Genomic DNA, 15,654 nt, shown 5'->3' with positions numbered 1-15,654 from the left:
TAGGTCCTCCTATGCAAGTTAGTTTGTTTTCAGCAAAACAAATGCAAGAGTTGATTGACGTTGCGAAAAAATCTGAACGACTTAGAGCGCATTTAAGCTTACATGCAAGTCACCAAGATAAAGTTCAAATGCTTCTAATTGCCTTAATCAAAGGTACATATATCCCTCCTCATTTTCATAAAAACATATGGCAATGGGAGTATTTTCAAGTCATTAATGGTGAGGTTGAGTTATATGTATTTGATGAAAATGGTAAGGTAAAAAATATATTTCAATTAGGCGGCCAGCATGGTGCATTATTCGCTAAAATAGAACCTAATACTATTCATACACTTGTCTGTCGTTCATCACATGCTGTTGTATTAGAGGTTAAAGAAGGACCATTTCTCGAGTTAGATGCAAAGGTGGTACCATTCTGGTCATGTATTGAAAGTTATAAAGAAATCTCTCGAGAAAAAATTATTTACAAATTAGAGAATTTAAGTGTCGGGCAAGTGTATAAAGTTTAATAATCTATAATATAGCTTATTGGAAGTATAACTTCTATAATGTACATTATTAGCCATATCTCATTTTATTTAATATATGCAAATAATGAACTATTATATTGATGAATATTGGGTTAACATCTTTGATACATTAAAATCGTGCGTTCTCGTCGCGCGGTGACCACACCTGACAGGAGTATGTAATGTCCAAGCAACAGATCGGCGTCGTCGGTATGGCAGTGATGGGGCGCAACCTCGCGCTCAACATCGAAAGCCGTGGTTATACCGTCTCCGTTTTCAACCGCTCCCGTGAAAAGACCGAAGAAGTGATTGCCGAGAATCCCGGCAAAAAGCTGGTGCCTTATTACACGGTGAAAGAGTTTGTTGAATCCCTCGAAACGCCTCGTCGTATCCTGTTAATGGTGAAAGCGGGCGCAGGTACTGATGCAGCTATCGATTCGCTGAAACCGTATCTGGAAAAAGGCGATATCATTATTGATGGCGGTAATACCTTCTTCCAGGACACAATCCGTCGCAATCGCGAGCTGTCTGCGGAAGGTTTTAACTTTATCGGTACCGGCGTTTCCGGTGGTGAAGAGGGCGCGCTGAAAGGGCCATCTATCATGCCTGGCGGTCAGAAAGATGCCTATGAACTGGTGGCTCCGATCCTGACGAAGATTGCTGCCGTGGCGGAAGATGGCGAACCGTGCGTGACCTATATAGGCTCCGATGGCGCGGGTCACTACGTCAAGATGGTCCACAATGGTATTGAATATGGCGATATGCAGCTTATCGCTGAAGCTTACTCCCTGCTGAAAGGCGGCCTGAACCTCAGCAATGAAGAGTTGGCGAACACTTTTACTGAGTGGAATAACGGCGAGCTGAGCAGTTATCTGATCGACATCACTAAAGACATCTTCACTAAAAAAGATGAAGACGGAAACTACCTGGTGGATGTCATTCTTGATGAAGCCGCCAACAAAGGGACCGGTAAATGGACCAGCCAGAGCGCGCTGGATCTGGGCGAACCGCTGTCGCTGATTACCGAATCTGTCTTTGCGCGTTACATCTCTTCGCTGAAAGCGCAACGTGTTGCCGCATCTAAAGTGCTCTCCGGACCGAAAGCGCAGCCGGCAGGCGACAAAGCGGAATTTATCGAGAAAGTGCGTCGTGCGCTGTATCTTGGCAAGATCGTCTCCTATGCGCAGGGCTTCTCGCAGCTACGCGCCGCGTCTGATGAATATCACTGGGATCTTAACTACGGCGAGATTGCTAAGATTTTCCGTGCGGGCTGTATCATTCGCGCTCAGTTCCTGCAGAAGATTACCGATGCTTACGCAGAAAACGCCGGTATTGCCAATTTGCTGTTAGCGCCTTACTTCAAGAAAATTGCTGATGAGTACCAGCAGGCGCTGCGTGATGTTGTGGCTTACGCGGTGCAGAACGGCATTCCGGTGCCGACATTCTCTGCGGCAGTGGCCTACTATGACAGCTATCGCGCCGCAGTACTGCCAGCTAACTTAATTCAGGCGCAGCGTGACTACTTTGGTGCGCACACCTATAAACGTACTGATAAAGAAGGCATTTTCCATACCGAATGGTTGGAATAATTTCTGCAAAAATGTTTAAGCCCGGTTTAATACCGGGCTTTTTTTTATCTCTATTCTTATTGATTTATCGCTTTTGCTTAATATTAACTTAATAATCTGTGTTTATCTTAATGAAGATAATCTGAATTGTTTTCGTCTGCGTTGCGCTTTATATACTCAGGCGTTAAAACTTTAATATCTTATCAGGATGCGAAATACATCATGATTCATAATTAAGTTGATTCTGAGAGCGAATAATGAAAATCACGATATCCGGGACGGGTTATGTTGGCTTGTCTAATGGTTTGCTTATTGCACAACACCATGAAGTGGTGGCGTTAGACATTGTTCCTTCCCGTGTTGAACTGTTAAATGATCGGATATCTCCGATTGTTGATAAAGAAATTCAGCAATTTTTAAAGGAAGATAACATCACATTCAGGGCAACGCTGGATAAGTTTGATGCGTACCAGAATGCTGATTACGTCATCATTGCTACGCCTACGGATTACGATCCAAAAACCAACTATTTTAATACGTCCAGTGTGGAATCGGTCATTCAGGATGTGATCAGCATCAACCCCGCAGCCGTGATGATTATTAAGTCTACGGTGCCGGTTGGCTTCACGGCGGCAATGCGTCAGAAGTTTGCGACAGAAAATATCATTTTCTCTCCGGAGTTTTTACGCGAAGGTAAAGCCCTTTACGATAACCTTTATCCCTCCCGTATCGTGATTGGGGAACAATCTGAGCGCGCCAGAGAATTTGCCGCATTACTCCAGGAAGGCGCTGTTAAACAGGAGATTCCGACGCTGTTTACGGACTCCACTGAAGCGGAAGCCATTAAACTTTTCGCCAATACTTATCTCGCTATGCGAGTCGCTTATTTTAATGAATTAGACAGCTATGCTGAAACGTTAGGGTTAAATACCCGACAAATTATTGAAGGGGTGTGCCTCGACCCGCGTATTGGCAATCATTACAATAATCCCTCTTTTGGTTATGGCGGATATTGTTTGCCAAAAGATACCAAACAGTTGCTGGCTAATTATCAGTCGGTGCCTAATAATATTATCTCCGCTATCGTTGAAGCAAACCGTACGCGTAAAGATTTTATTGCCGATTCTATCCTTGCCAGAAAGCCTAAAGTGGTAGGAATTTATCGCCTGATTATGAAGAGTGGCTCCGATAACTTTCGCGCCTCATCGATTCAGGGGATAATGAAACGTATTAAAGCGAAAGGCGTAGAGGTCATCATCTATGAGCCGGTAATGCAAGAAGAAACTTTCTTTAACTCACGTCTTGAACGTGATTTGCACTGCTTTAAACAGCAGGCGGATGTCATTATTTCCAACAGGATGGCGGCAGAGCTTTTGGATGTCGCTGAAAAAGTGTATACCCGCGATCTTTTCGGTAGTGATTAATAAGGCAATCGGGGCTGATGAGTTCCGATGATTTATTGACCAAATGGAAATAATGTCTGATTTTTATCATTAATCCTATGGCATATATTTGCTTTATGACTACACTGTCTCCAGCTTCATCCTTTTTTTAGTTAGGGTATCTATGACAGTGGATAGTAATACGTCTTCCGGGCGTGGGAACGATCCGGAACAGATTGATTTGATTGAGTTATTGCTACAGTTATGGCGTGGGAAGATGACCATTATTGTAGCCGTTATTATCGCCATTTTGCTGGCCGTAGGCTACCTGATGATAGCCAAAGAAAAATGGACATCCACGGCGATTATTACCCAACCTGATGCCGCGCAGGTTGCCACCTATACCAACGCGCTCAACGTCTTGTATGGCGGGAATGCCCCCAGAATCTCTGAAGTGCAGGCGAATTTTATAAGCCGCTTTAGCTCTGCGTTTTCCGCATTATCGGAAGCGCTGGATAATCAGAAAGAGCGGGAAAAGCTCACCATTGAACAGTCGGTAAAGGGGCAGGCGCTGCCGCTCTCGGTTTCTTATGTGAGTACTACCGCTGAAGGGGCGCAGCGTCGGCTGGCGGAATATATCCAACAGGTGGATGAAGAGGTCGCTAAGGAACTGGAAGTTGACCTGAAAGATAACATCACGCTGCAAACCAAAACGTTGCAGGAGTCCCTTGAGACGCAGGAAGTTGTGGCGCAGGAACAAAAAGATCTGCGTATTAAGCAAATCGAAGAAGCGTTGCGCTATGCGGATGAGGCCAAAATCACGCAGCCGCAGATTCAGCAAACCCAGGATGTTACCCAGGACACGATGTTCCTGCTGGGGAGCGATGCGCTAAAATCGATGATACAGAACGAAGCGACGCGTCCACTGGTCTTTTCTCCGGCCTATTACCAGACGAAGCAGACACTGCTGGACATTAAAAATCTGAAAGTGACTGCCGATACGGTGCACGTCTATCGTTATGTGATGAAGCCGACGCTGCCGGTTCGTCGCGATAGCCCGAAAACAGCCATTACCCTTGTGCTGGCTGTATTGCTGGGTGGGATGATCGGCGCCGGGATTGTGCTGGGGCGCAATGCGCTACGTAGCTATGAGCCAAAAGCCTTGTAAGCTTCTTTGCCGGATGGTGGTCGGCTACGAAAGGTAAAATCTCTCATTAAAAAACCGGGCATTGCCCGGTTTTTTTACGCTTATTGATGACGCTTACGAAGATTGTCGATCACGGTGGTGAGGTTGAGATCCTGATCCTGCAACAGCACCAGCAGGTGGTACATCAAATCAGACGCTTCATTGGTCAGCTCAACACGATCGTTAACGGTGGCCGCCAGCGCGGTTTCCACACCTTCTTCGCCAACTTTTTGCGCAATACGTTTAGTACCGCTGGCGTACAGTTTCGCCGTGTAAGAGCTGGCCGGATCGGCGGTTTTGCGCTCTGCCAGTAGCTGCTCCAGTTGATACAGGAATAACCACTGATGGCCGGCGTCGCCAAAGCAGCTGCTGGTACCTTTGTGGCAGGTCGGCCCGACAGGGTTTGCCAGCACCAGCAGTGTATCGTTGTCGCAATCCGGCGCAATGCTGACGACATTCAGCACATGGCCTGAGGTTTCGCCTTTGGTCCATAAACGCTGTTTCGTGCGTGAGAAGAACGTGACATGGCCTGATTCAATGGTTATGTCCAGCGCTTGTGGGTTCATATAGCCCAGCATCAATACTTCGCCGGATACCGCATGTTGCACGATGGCTGGCATCAGGCCATCGGTTTTTTCCCAGTCCAGCTCACGGCGTTGTTGCTCTGTTAACATATCCTGATCTCCACGCCCTGGCCTGCCAGGTACGCTTTTAATTCGCCAATATTGATGATTTGCTTGTGAAAAACGGAGGCGGCAAGCGCGCCGTCGACATCGGCATCACGGAATGCCTCAAGAAAGTGTTCCATCGTGCCCGCGCCGCCGGAGGCGATCAGCGGCACGCGGCAAACGTCACGGACTTTTTTCAACTGCGTCAGATCGTAACCGTTACGCACGCCGTCCTGGTTCATCATATTCAGGACGATTTCCCCCGCGCCGCGCTGTTGTACCTCTTGCACCCAATCCAGCGTCTCCCACTGCGTTACGCGGGTACGGTTTTCATCGCCGGTATACTGGTTAACATGGTATTTCCCCGTGGCGTCGTCAAACCAGGTATCAATCCCGACGACAATGCACTGTACGCCAAAACGGTCAGCCAGACGGGTAATCAGCGTTGGGTCAGCCAGCGCCGGGGAGTTGATAGAGATCTTATCCGCCCCGAAAGAAAGAATTTTGGCGGCGTCGTCAATTGACCGGATACCGCCCGCTACACAAAACGGAATGTCGATCACCTCGGCAACGCGCGCCACCCAGCTTTTATCGACTACGCGACCATCGCTGGAGGCGGTAATGTCATAGAACACCAGTTCGTCCGCGCCTTCGTCGGCATAGCGTTTGGCTAGCGGAACGATATCGCCAATGATCTCATGGTTGCGAAACTGTACGCCTTTCACCACCTGACCATCACGAACATCCAGACACGGAATTATACGTTTTGCCAGCATTGGATGGCCTCCTTAACGGTAAATTTCCCTTCTAACAGAGCGCGTCCGACAATCACGCCGCGCACGCCGGTGCCGCGCAGGGCGGCAATATCATCGATATCGCCAATACCGCCGGAGGATTGAAAGGCGATCTGCGGATATCTGGCGCATACCTCTTCGTACAGCGAAACGTTAGAGCCCGCCAGCGTGCCGTCGCGAGAAATATCGGTACACAGTACATGTTTCAGGCCGACGGGGAGATAGGTCTCCACCAGTTGTTCCAGCGAGACGCCGGAATTTTCCTGCCAGCCGCTAACCGCCACCTGCTTGTTGCCGTGTTCGTCTATGCGAACGTCCAGCGCCAGCACCAGCGCCTGCGCGCCAAAACGTTCAAACCAGCCTTTCACCACGTCAGGGGATTTCACCGCCGTTGAACCGATGACCACACGGGCAACGCCAGCTTTCAGTAATGCCGCAACGTCTTCTTCGGTACGCACGCCGCCGCCGACCTGAACAGGCACGTTCACGCCCGCGACCAGGGTTTTAATCAGCGGTATCTGTCGCTTCGCCGGATCTTTAGCGCCGGTCAGATCTACCAGATGCAGCACCCCGGCGCCCTGGGCGGCGTAATCCTGCAAACGGGGCAGGGGATCGTTACCGTAATCCCGCTGGCGGGCGTAGTCGCCCTGATGGAGACGCACCACGGTGCCGTCAATTAAATCTAATGCCGGAATAATCATTACATCTCCAGGAAGTTTTTCAGCAACTGAGCACCCGCCGCGCCCGAACGTTCCGGGTGGAACTGTACGCCGAAGAAATTATCTTTCTGTACCGCTGCGGTAAACGGCTCGCCGTAATTGCACTGGGCGATAGTCCACGGGTTGACCGGCATCGCGTAGCTGTGAACAAAGTAAAAATAGGCGCCATCTTCAATGCCCTGAAACAGCCGATTGCCCGCCTGCGGATACACGCGATTCCAGCCCATGTGCGGCAGCGGCAGACCAAAGTCGGTCATTTTCGGCACGTCTTGTTCGATAATGTTCAGCAGATCCACGCCGCGCGTCTCTTCGCTGCGACGACCCAGCAGTTGCATCCCTAAGCAGATACCCAGTACCGGCTGAGTACACGCTTTAATTAAGTCGATCAGTTCACGTTCGCGCAGTTGATCCATAGCGGCCTGCGCCGTGCCGACGCCGGGCAGAAAGAGTTTGTCAGCGCGTAATACGATTTCCGCTTCGCGGCTAACCACCGGGGTGTAACCGTGGCGCGCCACGGCGGATTTTACCGAGCTTAAATTGGCGCAGCCGGTGTCAAGGATGACGACGTTCATCACAGCACTCCTTTCGAGGACGGTAATGTATCGCCCTCCACGCGAATAGCCTGGCGTAGCGTCCGACCAAAGGCTTTAAACAAACTTTCGACACGGTGGTGATCGTTCTTACCCTTAGTCTTGAGATGCAGAGTGACGCCCATCGTGTAAGAGAGTGAGCGGAAAAAGTGTTCAATCATCTCTGTGCTCAAATCGCCCACACGCTGGTAGGTAAATTCAGCTTTATATTCCAGATGCGGACGACCGGAAATATCCAGCGCGCAGCGCGCCAGACATTCATCCATCGGCAGTACAAAGCCAAAACGGCAGATACCGCGTTTGTCGCCGAGTGCCAGTTTTAATGCCTCACCGAGCGCCAGTCCGGTATCTTCTACCGTATGGTGATCGTCGATATAGAGATCGCCCTTAACGGTAATCTCCATACGAAAGCCGCCGTGGGTGGCGATTTGATCGAGCATATGGTCAAAGAAGCCGACGCCGGTATTAATCTTGCTGTTGCCTTCGCGATCCAGCCAGACGCTGACATCAATCTGTGTCTCTTTGGTGTTGCGGACCACATGCGCATAACGATCGCGTTTCGTTAGCTGTTCGCCAATCATCGTCCAGTTCAGCGTTTCACGGTGATAGCGTAAACCAGTAATGCCCATGTTATCAGCGAGCTGGATATCGGTCGCACGATCGCCAATCACATAGCTGTTGGCGCTATCCATCGCTTGTTCCGCAAGATAACGCTCCACCAGCTTCACTTTGGGCTTGCGGCAGTCGCAGTCGTCTGCGGGCAGGTGAGGGCAGATCAGCACCTCATCAAAGCGTACGCCCTGTGAGGTGAAAATCTGCATCATCAGGTTGTGCGGTCCGTCGAAGTCCGCCTGCGGGAAGCTTTGCGTGCCAAGTCCATCCTGGTTAGTGATCATCACCAGCTTAAAACCGGCTTTTTGCAGCTTCAGCAATACGGGAATCACCTCTGGCTCAAAGGCCAGTTTATCAAAGCGGTCTACCTGAAAATCGCTCGGTGGTTCGGAAATTAAGGTTCCGTCCCGGTCGATGAAAAGATACTTCTGACTCATACTGGCTCCGCACGTAAGGCGTCAATGACGCGCTGGTTTTCCTGGCGGGTGCCGACCGTAATCCGCAGGCAGCCGCTTAAAGAAGGTTGTTTATTCTGATCGCGTAAGATAATGCCCTGATCCCATAAGGATTTAAACACGCTGCTGGAGGCGGTAAACCGCGCCAGAATATAGTTGGTTTCAGAGTCAAAGACGTGTTCTACGCAGGCGGTCTGTTGCAGGGCATTCACCAGATACTGACGTTCCTGCACTGTCTGCGCCACGCGATTGCGCATTGCGTTTATTCCCTGCGGACTCAGCGCCTGGGCGGCGATATCCGCCACTGGCGTAGAAAGCGGATAAGGGGCGATCACTTTTAACAGCAGGTTGATCACCTCTTCATTAGCCAGCGTAAAGCCGCAGCGCAGACCCGCCAGCGCAAAAGCTTTCGACAATGTGCGCAGGATAACCAGATGAGGATATTCAACCAGCCAGCCTGTCAGCGTGGCCTGTGGGCAAAACTCAATATAAGCTTCGTCGGCGACGACTATCGCTTTACCGCGTGTCAACTCCAGCAGCGTGCGCAGATCCTGCGGGTTGATAAGTTGCCCGGTGGGGTTATTGGGGCTACAAACGAATACCACTTTTGTGCCGTCAAGGTTGTCGGAAATCCCTTGTAGATCCAGCTGCCAGTTTTCAAGCGCGGGAACCGTCCGGCGCTCTACGCCAAGGGTTTCGGCGCTGACGCTGTACATACCGTAAGTGGGCGGACAGTAGAGAATGGCGTCTTTCCCCGGTTCGCAGAAGGCGCGGATCACCAGTTCGATCCCTTCATCCGCGCCGCGGCTGACCAGCACCTGCTCCGGCTTTACGCCAGCATATTGCGCGTAGTTTTCAATCACGGCCTTTGGCTGGCATTCCGGGTAGCGGTTAAGCGTTTGTTGGGTGAGCTGAAACTCCACCGCTGTCGGGAATTCATTCGCGTTCAGCCAGACATCGCCGTTACCGCCCAGACGGCGGGCGGACTGATACGGTACCAGGTTGCGGACATTTTCACGGGCTAAGTCAGCGACGCTGAGAGTGTTTTCAGTGCTCATGCTTGCTCCTTGAGGGCGTTTACGCGCAGGGTCACGGCATTTTTATGGGCGGTCAGACGTTCTGCCGCCGCCAATGTTTCAATGGTTGATGCCAGAGCGGAAAAGCCCGCTTTCGACAGTTCCTGAACGGTCATCCGTTTCTGGAAATCCGCTAACCCAAGGCTGGAACAGGTAGCAGTATAGCCATAGGTCGGTAAGACATGGTTGGTTCCGGAAGCGTAATCACCGGCGGATTCCGGCGACCAGTCGCCGAGAAATACCGAGCCTGCGCTGGTAATCGCATCCACCAAATCGCGCGCATTGCGCGTCTGGATGATTAAGTGTTCCGGCCCATACTGATTAGAGATGGCGACGCACTGCGCTAAATCTTTGGTCACAATCAGACGACTGGCGCTCAGGGCCTGCCGGGCGGTGTCCGCGCGCGGCAGTTCTGCAAGTTGACGTTCTACCGCCTCCGCCACCTTGCGGGCAATGTCAGCATCAGGCGTCAGCAGGATCACCTGCGAATCCGGACCGTGTTCTGCCTGGGAGAGCAGGTCAGACGCGACGAAATCCGGTGTTGCGCCGCTGTCGGCGATCACCAGTACTTCAGACGGCCCGGCAGGCATATCGATAGCCGCGCCGTCGAGGCGTTGGCTGACCTGACGCTTGGCTTCGGTTACAAAGGCGTTGCCGGGGCCAAAAATTTTATCCACTTTCGGTACGGACTCGCTGCCGAAGGCCAGAGCGGCAATCGCCTGCGCGCCGCCGACGTTAAAGATTTCCTGCACGCCACACAGTTGCGCCGCATAGAGGATTTCATCAGCGATGGGCGGCGGCGAGCACAGAACCACGTTCTGGCATCCCGCAATGCGCGCCGGCGTCGCCAGCATCAGCACCGTTGAGAAGAGCGGAGCCGAGCCGCCGGGAATATACAGACCGACGGACGCGACGGGACGCGTAACCTGCTGGCAACGCACGCCTGGCTGGGTTTCCACATCTACAGGCGGTAGCGTCTGCGCGGAATGGAACGTTTCAATATTTTTGACGGCAGCGGCCATCGCCTGTTTTAATTCGTCGCTCAGACGCGCGCCGGCGGCGGCGATCTCTTCAGGGGTAACGCGTAGCGCTGTCACTTCTGTTTTATCAAATTTAGCGCTGTATTCACGCAGGGCATCGTCACCGCGCGTTTTTACATTATCCAGAATATCGCTGACCGTCCGGGTAATACTGTCAGAGGCGGAAACCGCCGGACGCGTCAGCAGCGCACGCTGCTGCTCAGGGCTACAGCTGTTCCAGTCAATCAGGGTATTGAAGCTCATGGTTTTTACTCCATCACAGGGTTCCGCCTTATCCGGCCTACTGAACCCAAAATATCAACGCATTACGTAGGCCTGATAAGCGCAGCGCCATCAGGCGTCAGATCACTCCATCATCTTCTCGATCGGCAGTACCAGAATCGAGCTGGCGCCAAGCGCTTTCAGTTTCTCCATGGTTTCCCAGAACAACGTTTCGCTGCTGACCATGTGCATCGCCACGCGCTGTTGCTCGCCCGCCAGCGGCAGAATTGTCGGCCTTTCGGCGCCTGGCAGCAGGGCGATAACCTCTTCCAGGCGTTCACTTGGCGCGTGCATCATGATGTATTTCGATTCGCGCGCCTGAATCACGCCCTGAATACGGGTCAGCAATTTATCGATCAGCTGTTGCTTGCTCTGTGCCATTTCACCGTCGCGCTGAATCAGACAGGCTTTAGAGCGGTAGATAACTTCGACTTCACGCAGGCCGTTAGCTTCAAGCGTCGCGCCGGTAGAGACCAAATCGCAGATAGCGTCGGCCAGCCCCGCGCGCGGCGCGACTTCGACAGAACCATTTAACAGACACGATTTAAAAGAGACGCCTTTCTGATCGAGGTAGCGTTTGAGGAGGTGCGGATAAGAGGTAGCGATACGTTTACCGTCCAGCGCCGCCGGGCCGTCCCAGGCTTCGTCAACCGGCGTTGCCAGCGATAAACGGCAGCCGCCGAAGTCAAGACGGCGCAGGGTAAAATAGCGCGGATCTTCGCCCTGCGCGCGGCGATTGAGTAGCTCTTCTTCCAGCACGTTCTCGCCGATAATGCCGAGATCGACCACGCCATCCATCACCAGACCCGGAATGTCATCATCACGCACGCGCAGGATATCAATCGGCATGTTTTCCGCCATCGCAATCAGGCGCTGAGTGTGTAAATTAATCTTTATGCCGCAGCGGGCCAGCAATTCTCGTGAATCATCGCTTAAACGGCCTGATTTCTGAATAGCTATGCGTAAGCGGGTGTTGTCTAACATTCTGCGTTCCTCTTTATCCTGTCTGAACCGGTCTGTATCGCGCGCCAAAAAAAAGCCCCCGGAAGATGATCTTCCGGGGGCTTTCTCATGCGTTCATGCACCACTGGAAGATCTGAATGTCTTCCAGCACACATCGCCTGAAAGACTAGTCAGGATGATGGTGATGATGGTGGTGTTTAAATTGAACGCGTGTCATAAAAATTCCGATGAATGCTTATTCATTTGATACCTTTTAACCTAAACCACTTTTACGCCTTAAAGCAAGCGCTTTTTTCATTTCGCATTTATAGTATGAATTGTCAGTCACGGCGGGCTGGCGTAGCCTTATGTATGAGGCGTTAAAGTCAGGAGAAAATGGATGAAAAAGGTCGCAATTGTCGGTTTAGGTTGGTTAGGCATGCCGCTGGCAATGTCGCTGGCAGCGAGAGGCTGGCAGGTTACCGGCAGCAAAACCACCCTTGACGGGGTGGAAGCGGCCCGTATGAGTGGAATTGAAAGCTATCCGCTGCGTCTGGAGCCGGAGCTGGTCTGTGAGGCGGACGATCTTGACGCTCTGCTGGATGTCGATGCGCTGGTGATAACACTGCCCGCGCGCCGTAGCGGTCCGGGAGAGGATTTTTATCTGCAGGCGATGCAGGAGCTGGTCGACAGCGCGCTGGCTTATCGTATCCCGCGTATTATTTTTACCAGTTCGACGTCTGTTTACGGCGATGCGCAAGGCGTGGTGAAAGAGAATACGCCGCGTAATCCGGTCACGGCCAGCGGGCGTACCCTGAAGGAACTGGAAGATTGGCTGCATAATCTGCCGGGCACGTCAGTGGATATTCTGCGGCTGGCGGGGTTGGTCGGGCCTGGGCGCCATCCCGGACGTTTCTTTGCCGGAAAAACCGCGCCGGATGGTCAACACGGGGTCAATCTGGTGCATCTTGAAGACGTGGTTGGCGCAATTACCCTCTTGCTACAGGCGCCGAAAGGAGGGCACATCTATAATATATGTGCGCCGGCGCATCCAGCCCGCAACGTGTTTTATCCGCAAATGACGCGCTTGCTGGGAATGGCGCCGCCGCATTTTCGTGACGCACCGGACAACGGCAAAGGGAAGATTATCGACGGTAGCCGGATTTGTAATGAGCTGGGATTTGAATATCAATATCCCGATCCGCTGGTGATGCCGATGGAGTGAGTCGCTGTCCAGCAGGTGGTCGCCATATAGCGCAAGGGGACGAGTATGAAACCACTGCTGGACGTTCTGATTATTCTTGATGCGTTAGAAAAAGAAGGCAGCTTCGCGGCGGCGTCGGCAAAATTATTTAAAACGCCGTCCGCCCTCAGTTATACCGTTCATAAGCTGGAAAACGATCTTAATATCCAACTGCTCGACCGTAGCGGGCACCGCGCGCGATTTACGCGAACCGGTAAGATGCTACTGGAAAAAGGCCGTGAAGTGCTGCACACCGTTCGCGAGCTGGAAAAGCAGGCGATTAAACTGCATGAAGGCTGGGAGAACGAACTGGTCATCGGTGTGGATGATACCTTTCCCTTTTCTCTTCTGGCCCCGCTTATCGACGCTTTTTATCAACGCCACAGCGTGACGCGCCTTAAATTTGTTAATGGCGTTCTCGGCGGTTCATGGGAGACGCTGACGCAGGGAAGGGCGGATATCATTGTTGGCGCCATGCGCGCGCCGCCGCCTGACACCGGCTTTGGCTTTGCAAGACTGGGCGATCTTGAACTGGTGTTTGCTGTCGCTCCGCATCATCCGCTGGTTCATGAAGAGGAACCGCTTAGCCGCCAGACGATCAAACGTTTTCGCGCGATTGTGGTTGGCGATAGCGTCCATTCCTCGCGATCAATAGGGTCTGAACTGCTCGACGCTCAGGAAGCGATTACCGTGTTTGATTTTAAAACCAAGCTGGAGCTGCAAATTAGCGGACTGGGGTGCGGCTATTTACCGCGTTATCTGGCGCAGCGATTTTTGGAAAGCGGCGCGCTTATAGAGAAGAAAGTTGTGGCGCAAATCGCCTATGAACCGGTGTGGGTTGGCTGGAATGAACAGACCGCCGGGCTGGCCAGCGGCTGGTGGCGGGATGAAATTTTAGCAAATAATGCTATTGCTGGGGTGTATGCAAAATCGCCGGTTTAAAAATCAATCGCTTATGAAAAATAATTTTTTGAACGCGCTCGCATTCTCTTGTCATTTCACTTCAATTTAGGGCAGAATACGCCGCTTGCAAAAAATGACACTAACCGACGTTTTAATACGCGTCGGTTATTTTTTTGCTTCAAACACATCATTCAATACCAAGAGGCCGGGCTTCGTACCGGATAGATACTTACTTAAAAATCGACAGTTGTTGTCGCTGAGGAATCCAGAAAATGGGGCAATTTTTTGCTTACGCGACGGCATTCGCCGTAAAGGAGAATGACCATGTCGCATAACGTTACTCCAAACACCTCTCGCGTGGAATTACGTAAAACGCTTACGTTAGTTCCGGTTGTAATGATGGGTCTTGCCTATATGCAGCCGATGACGCTGTTCGATACATTTGGTATCGTTTCAGGCCTCACTGACGGTCACGTACCGACGGCGTATGCATTCGCGTTAATCGCGATTCTGTTTACGGCGTTGAGCTACGGGAAACTGGTGCGTCGCTATCCTTCCGCGGGTTCGGCGTACACCTATGCCCAGAAATCCATCAGCCCGACCGTTGGCTTTATGGTGGGTTGGTCTTCTCTGCTCGATTATCTGTTCGCGCCGATGATCAACATTCTGTTAGCGAAAATTTATTTTGAAGCGCTGGTGCCCTCCATTCCGTCATGGGTGTTTGTCGTGGCGCTGGTGGCCTTTATGACGGCCTTTAACCTGCGCAGCCTCAAATCGGTCGCTAACTTCAACACCGTGATTGTGGTGTTACAGGTGGTGCTGATTGCGGTCATTCTGGGCATGGTGGTTTATGGCGTATTTGAAGGCGAAGGCGCCGGTACGCTGGCGAGCACTCGTCCGTTCTGGTCCGGCGATGCGCACGTTATCCCGATGATTACGGGAGCGACGATCCTGTGCTTCTCCTTTACTGGCTTTGACGGCATCAGTAACCTGTCGGAAGAGACCAAAGATGCTGAACGCGTGATCCCGCGTGCGATTTTCCTGACCGCGCTGATTGGCGGCCTGATCTTCATCTTTGCAACCTATTTCCTGCAATTGTACTTCCCGGATATCTCTCGCTTTAAAGATCCGGATGCGTCTCAGCCGGAAATCATGTTGTACGTGGCGGGTAAAACCTTCCAGGTGGGCGCGCTGATCTTCTCTACTATCACCGTGCTGGCTTCCGGTATGGCAGCGCATGCAGGCGTAGCGCGCCTGATGTACGTAATGGGGCGCGACGGCGTATTCCCGAAAAGCTTCTTCGGTTACGTTCATCCGAAATGGCGTACGCCAGCGATGAACATCATCCTGGTCGGGGCGATCGCGCTGCTGGCGATTAATTTTGACCTGGTGATGGCGACGGCGCTGATTAACTTTGGTGCGCTGGTCGCGTTTACCTTTGTTAACCTGTCGGTGATTTCGCAGTTCTGGATCCGTGAGAAGCGTAATAAAACGTTGAAAGATCACTTCCAGTATCTGTTCCTGCCGATGTGCGGCGCGCTCACGGTTGGTGCGTTGTGGGTTAACCTGGAAGAGAGCTCAATGGTACTGGGCCTGATCTGGGCGGGTATCGGGCTGATTTATCTGGCGTGCGTAACTAAAAGCTTCCGCAACCCGGTTCCACAGTACGAAGACGTCGCGTAATCGCGCGTATTATTGGTAATAGT

General features: G+C 51.9%; 17 protein-coding genes and 1 other annotated feature. Of the genes, 8 read left to right on the top strand and 9 right to left on the bottom strand.

All coding sequences use genetic code 11. From position 1 onward, the window contains the following. Positions 1 to 11 precede the first annotated feature (11 nt). From NAZ64_RS12240 to wzzB, 4 genes are all read left to right on the top strand, one after another. Positions 12 to 509, top strand: a complete 498-nt coding sequence (locus NAZ64_RS12240; RefSeq protein WP_088758716.1) for a WbuC family cupin fold metalloprotein — start codon at positions 12 to 14, stop codon at positions 507 to 509. A 182-nt stretch (positions 510 to 691) separates the two neighbouring features. Beyond that, complete coding sequence (gndA, locus tag NAZ64_RS12235) at positions 692 to 2,098, top strand: NADP-dependent phosphogluconate dehydrogenase (protein WP_220569798.1); 1,407 nt, start codon at positions 692 to 694, stop codon at positions 2,096 to 2,098. Positions 2,099 to 2,334: 236 nt separating this feature from the next. Further along, positions 2,335 to 3,501: a UDP-glucose 6-dehydrogenase gene (gene ugd / locus NAZ64_RS12230; RefSeq protein ID WP_220569799.1), complete on the top strand. Its 1,167-nt coding sequence runs from the start codon at positions 2,335 to 2,337 to the stop codon at positions 3,499 to 3,501. Between the two features lie 142 nt (positions 3,502 to 3,643). Then, complete coding sequence (wzzB, locus tag NAZ64_RS12225) at positions 3,644 to 4,627, top strand: LPS O-antigen chain length determinant protein WzzB (RefSeq protein ID WP_220569800.1); 984 nt, start codon at positions 3,644 to 3,646, stop codon at positions 4,625 to 4,627. Between the two features lie 80 nt (positions 4,628 to 4,707). Here the strand turns inward: wzzB and hisIE are convergent, their stop codons facing one another. From hisIE to hisL, 9 genes are all read right to left on the bottom strand, one after another. Further along, positions 4,708 to 5,319 (bottom strand): bifunctional phosphoribosyl-AMP cyclohydrolase/phosphoribosyl-ATP diphosphatase HisIE, encoded by a 612-nt coding sequence (gene hisIE, locus NAZ64_RS12220; protein WP_220569801.1) that lies wholly within the window; start codon positions 5,317 to 5,319, stop codon positions 4,708 to 4,710. Next, positions 5,313 to 6,089, bottom strand: coding sequence for an imidazole glycerol phosphate synthase subunit HisF (gene hisF, locus NAZ64_RS12215; protein WP_000880125.1), 777 nt, complete (start codon positions 6,087 to 6,089; stop codon positions 5,313 to 5,315). Before hisF ends, hisIE begins: the two co-directional genes overlap by 7 nt. Then, positions 6,071 to 6,808, bottom strand: a complete 738-nt coding sequence (gene hisA, locus NAZ64_RS12210; protein ID WP_000586406.1) for a 1-(5-phosphoribosyl)-5-[(5-phosphoribosylamino)methylideneamino]imidazole-4-carboxamide isomerase — start codon at positions 6,806 to 6,808, stop codon at positions 6,071 to 6,073. Before hisA ends, hisF begins: the two co-directional genes overlap by 19 nt. Continuing rightward, complete coding sequence (gene hisH, locus NAZ64_RS12205) at positions 6,808 to 7,398, bottom strand: imidazole glycerol phosphate synthase subunit HisH (protein WP_001103591.1); 591 nt, start codon at positions 7,396 to 7,398, stop codon at positions 6,808 to 6,810. The genes hisA and hisH overlap by 1 nt, the downstream gene beginning before the upstream one ends. Next, positions 7,398 to 8,465, bottom strand: a complete 1,068-nt coding sequence (hisB, locus tag NAZ64_RS12200) for a bifunctional histidinol-phosphatase/imidazoleglycerol-phosphate dehydratase HisB (RefSeq protein WP_000080050.1) — start codon at positions 8,463 to 8,465, stop codon at positions 7,398 to 7,400. The genes hisH and hisB overlap by 1 nt, the downstream gene beginning before the upstream one ends. Next, entirely contained in the window at positions 8,462 to 9,541 is a 1,080-nt protein-coding gene (gene hisC / locus NAZ64_RS12195) for a histidinol-phosphate transaminase (RefSeq protein WP_220569802.1), read from the bottom strand. The genes hisB and hisC overlap by 4 nt, the downstream gene beginning before the upstream one ends. Continuing rightward, the gene (gene hisD, locus NAZ64_RS12190) at positions 9,538 to 10,842 is read right to left on the bottom strand and encodes a histidinol dehydrogenase (RefSeq protein ID WP_316987738.1); all 1,305 of its coding nucleotides are present in this window, start codon (positions 10,840 to 10,842) and stop codon (positions 9,538 to 9,540) included. Before hisD ends, hisC begins: the two co-directional genes overlap by 4 nt. Positions 10,843 to 10,944: 102 nt before the next feature. Further along, positions 10,945 to 11,844 (bottom strand): ATP phosphoribosyltransferase, encoded by a 900-nt coding sequence (gene hisG / locus NAZ64_RS12185; protein ID WP_000886600.1) that lies wholly within the window; start codon positions 11,842 to 11,844, stop codon positions 10,945 to 10,947. Positions 11,845 to 11,890: 46 nt separating this feature from the next. Further along, positions 11,891 to 12,014 (bottom strand) — a sequence feature (His leader region). Further along, positions 11,990 to 12,040 (bottom strand): his operon leader peptide, encoded by a 51-nt coding sequence (gene hisL, locus NAZ64_RS12180; RefSeq protein WP_001364200.1) that lies wholly within the window; start codon positions 12,038 to 12,040, stop codon positions 11,990 to 11,992. (Overlaps the previous feature by 25 nt.) A gap of 162 nt (positions 12,041 to 12,202) precedes the next feature. Here hisL and NAZ64_RS12175 point away from each other — a divergent pair, with 162 nt between their 5' ends. From NAZ64_RS12175 to plaP, 4 genes are all read left to right on the top strand, one after another. Next, the gene (locus NAZ64_RS12175) at positions 12,203 to 13,027 is read left to right on the top strand and encodes an SDR family oxidoreductase (RefSeq protein ID WP_000754712.1); all 825 of its coding nucleotides are present in this window, start codon (positions 12,203 to 12,205) and stop codon (positions 13,025 to 13,027) included. Positions 13,028 to 13,072: 45 nt separating this feature from the next. Continuing rightward, positions 13,073 to 13,987, top strand: a complete 915-nt coding sequence (locus tag NAZ64_RS12170) for a LysR family transcriptional regulator (protein WP_220569804.1) — start codon at positions 13,073 to 13,075, stop codon at positions 13,985 to 13,987. Between the two features lie 233 nt (positions 13,988 to 14,220). Continuing rightward, entirely contained in the window at positions 14,221 to 14,283 is a 63-nt protein-coding gene (gene yoeI / locus NAZ64_RS12165) for a membrane protein YoeI (RefSeq protein WP_096335044.1), read from the top strand. Continuing rightward, positions 14,273 to 15,631 (top strand): putrescine/proton symporter PlaP, encoded by a 1,359-nt coding sequence (plaP, locus tag NAZ64_RS12160; RefSeq protein ID WP_001519005.1) that lies wholly within the window; start codon positions 14,273 to 14,275, stop codon positions 15,629 to 15,631. The genes yoeI and plaP overlap by 11 nt, the downstream gene beginning before the upstream one ends. Positions 15,632 to 15,654 lie beyond the last annotated feature (23 nt).

It is taken from the genome of Salmonella sp. A1325 (assembly GCF_056991255.1).
Note: the sequence above shows the minus strand (reverse complement) of the source record. Positions and strands in the feature narration are given on the sequence as shown.

Bases quoted from the DNA above. Each gene is read 5' to 3' on its own strand.
- NAZ64_RS12240 (WP_088758716.1), top strand. From the start codon at position 12: ATGCAAGTTAGTTTGTTTTCAGCAAAACAAATGCAAGAGTTGATTGAC.
- gndA (WP_220569798.1), top strand. From the start codon at position 692: ATGTCCAAGCAACAGATCGGCGTCGTCGGTATGGCAGTGATGGGGCGC.
- ugd (WP_220569799.1), top strand. From the start codon at position 2,335: ATGAAAATCACGATATCCGGGACGGGTTATGTTGGCTTGTCTAATGGT.
- wzzB (WP_220569800.1), top strand. From the start codon at position 3,644: ATGACAGTGGATAGTAATACGTCTTCCGGGCGTGGGAACGATCCGGAA.
- hisIE (WP_220569801.1), bottom strand. From the start codon at position 5,319: ATGTTAACAGAGCAACAACGCCGTGAGCTGGACTGGGAAAAAACCGAT.
- hisF (WP_000880125.1), bottom strand. From the start codon at position 6,089: ATGCTGGCAAAACGTATAATTCCGTGTCTGGATGTTCGTGATGGTCAG.
- hisA (WP_000586406.1), bottom strand. From the start codon at position 6,808: ATGATTATTCCGGCATTAGATTTAATTGACGGCACCGTGGTGCGTCTC.
- hisH (WP_001103591.1), bottom strand. From the start codon at position 7,398: ATGAACGTCGTCATCCTTGACACCGGCTGCGCCAATTTAAGCTCGGTA.
- hisB (WP_000080050.1), bottom strand. From the start codon at position 8,465: ATGAGTCAGAAGTATCTTTTCATCGACCGGGACGGAACCTTAATTTCC.
- hisC (WP_220569802.1), bottom strand. From the start codon at position 9,541: ATGAGCACTGAAAACACTCTCAGCGTCGCTGACTTAGCCCGTGAAAAT.
- hisD (WP_316987738.1), bottom strand. From the start codon at position 10,842: ATGAGCTTCAATACCCTGATTGACTGGAACAGCTGTAGCCCTGAGCAG.
- hisG (WP_000886600.1), bottom strand. From the start codon at position 11,844: ATGTTAGACAACACCCGCTTACGCATAGCTATTCAGAAATCAGGCCGT.
- NAZ64_RS12175 (WP_000754712.1), top strand. From the start codon at position 12,203: ATGAAAAAGGTCGCAATTGTCGGTTTAGGTTGGTTAGGCATGCCGCTG.
- NAZ64_RS12170 (WP_220569804.1), top strand. From the start codon at position 13,073: ATGAAACCACTGCTGGACGTTCTGATTATTCTTGATGCGTTAGAAAAA.
- plaP (WP_001519005.1), top strand. From the start codon at position 14,273: ATGTCGCATAACGTTACTCCAAACACCTCTCGCGTGGAATTACGTAAA.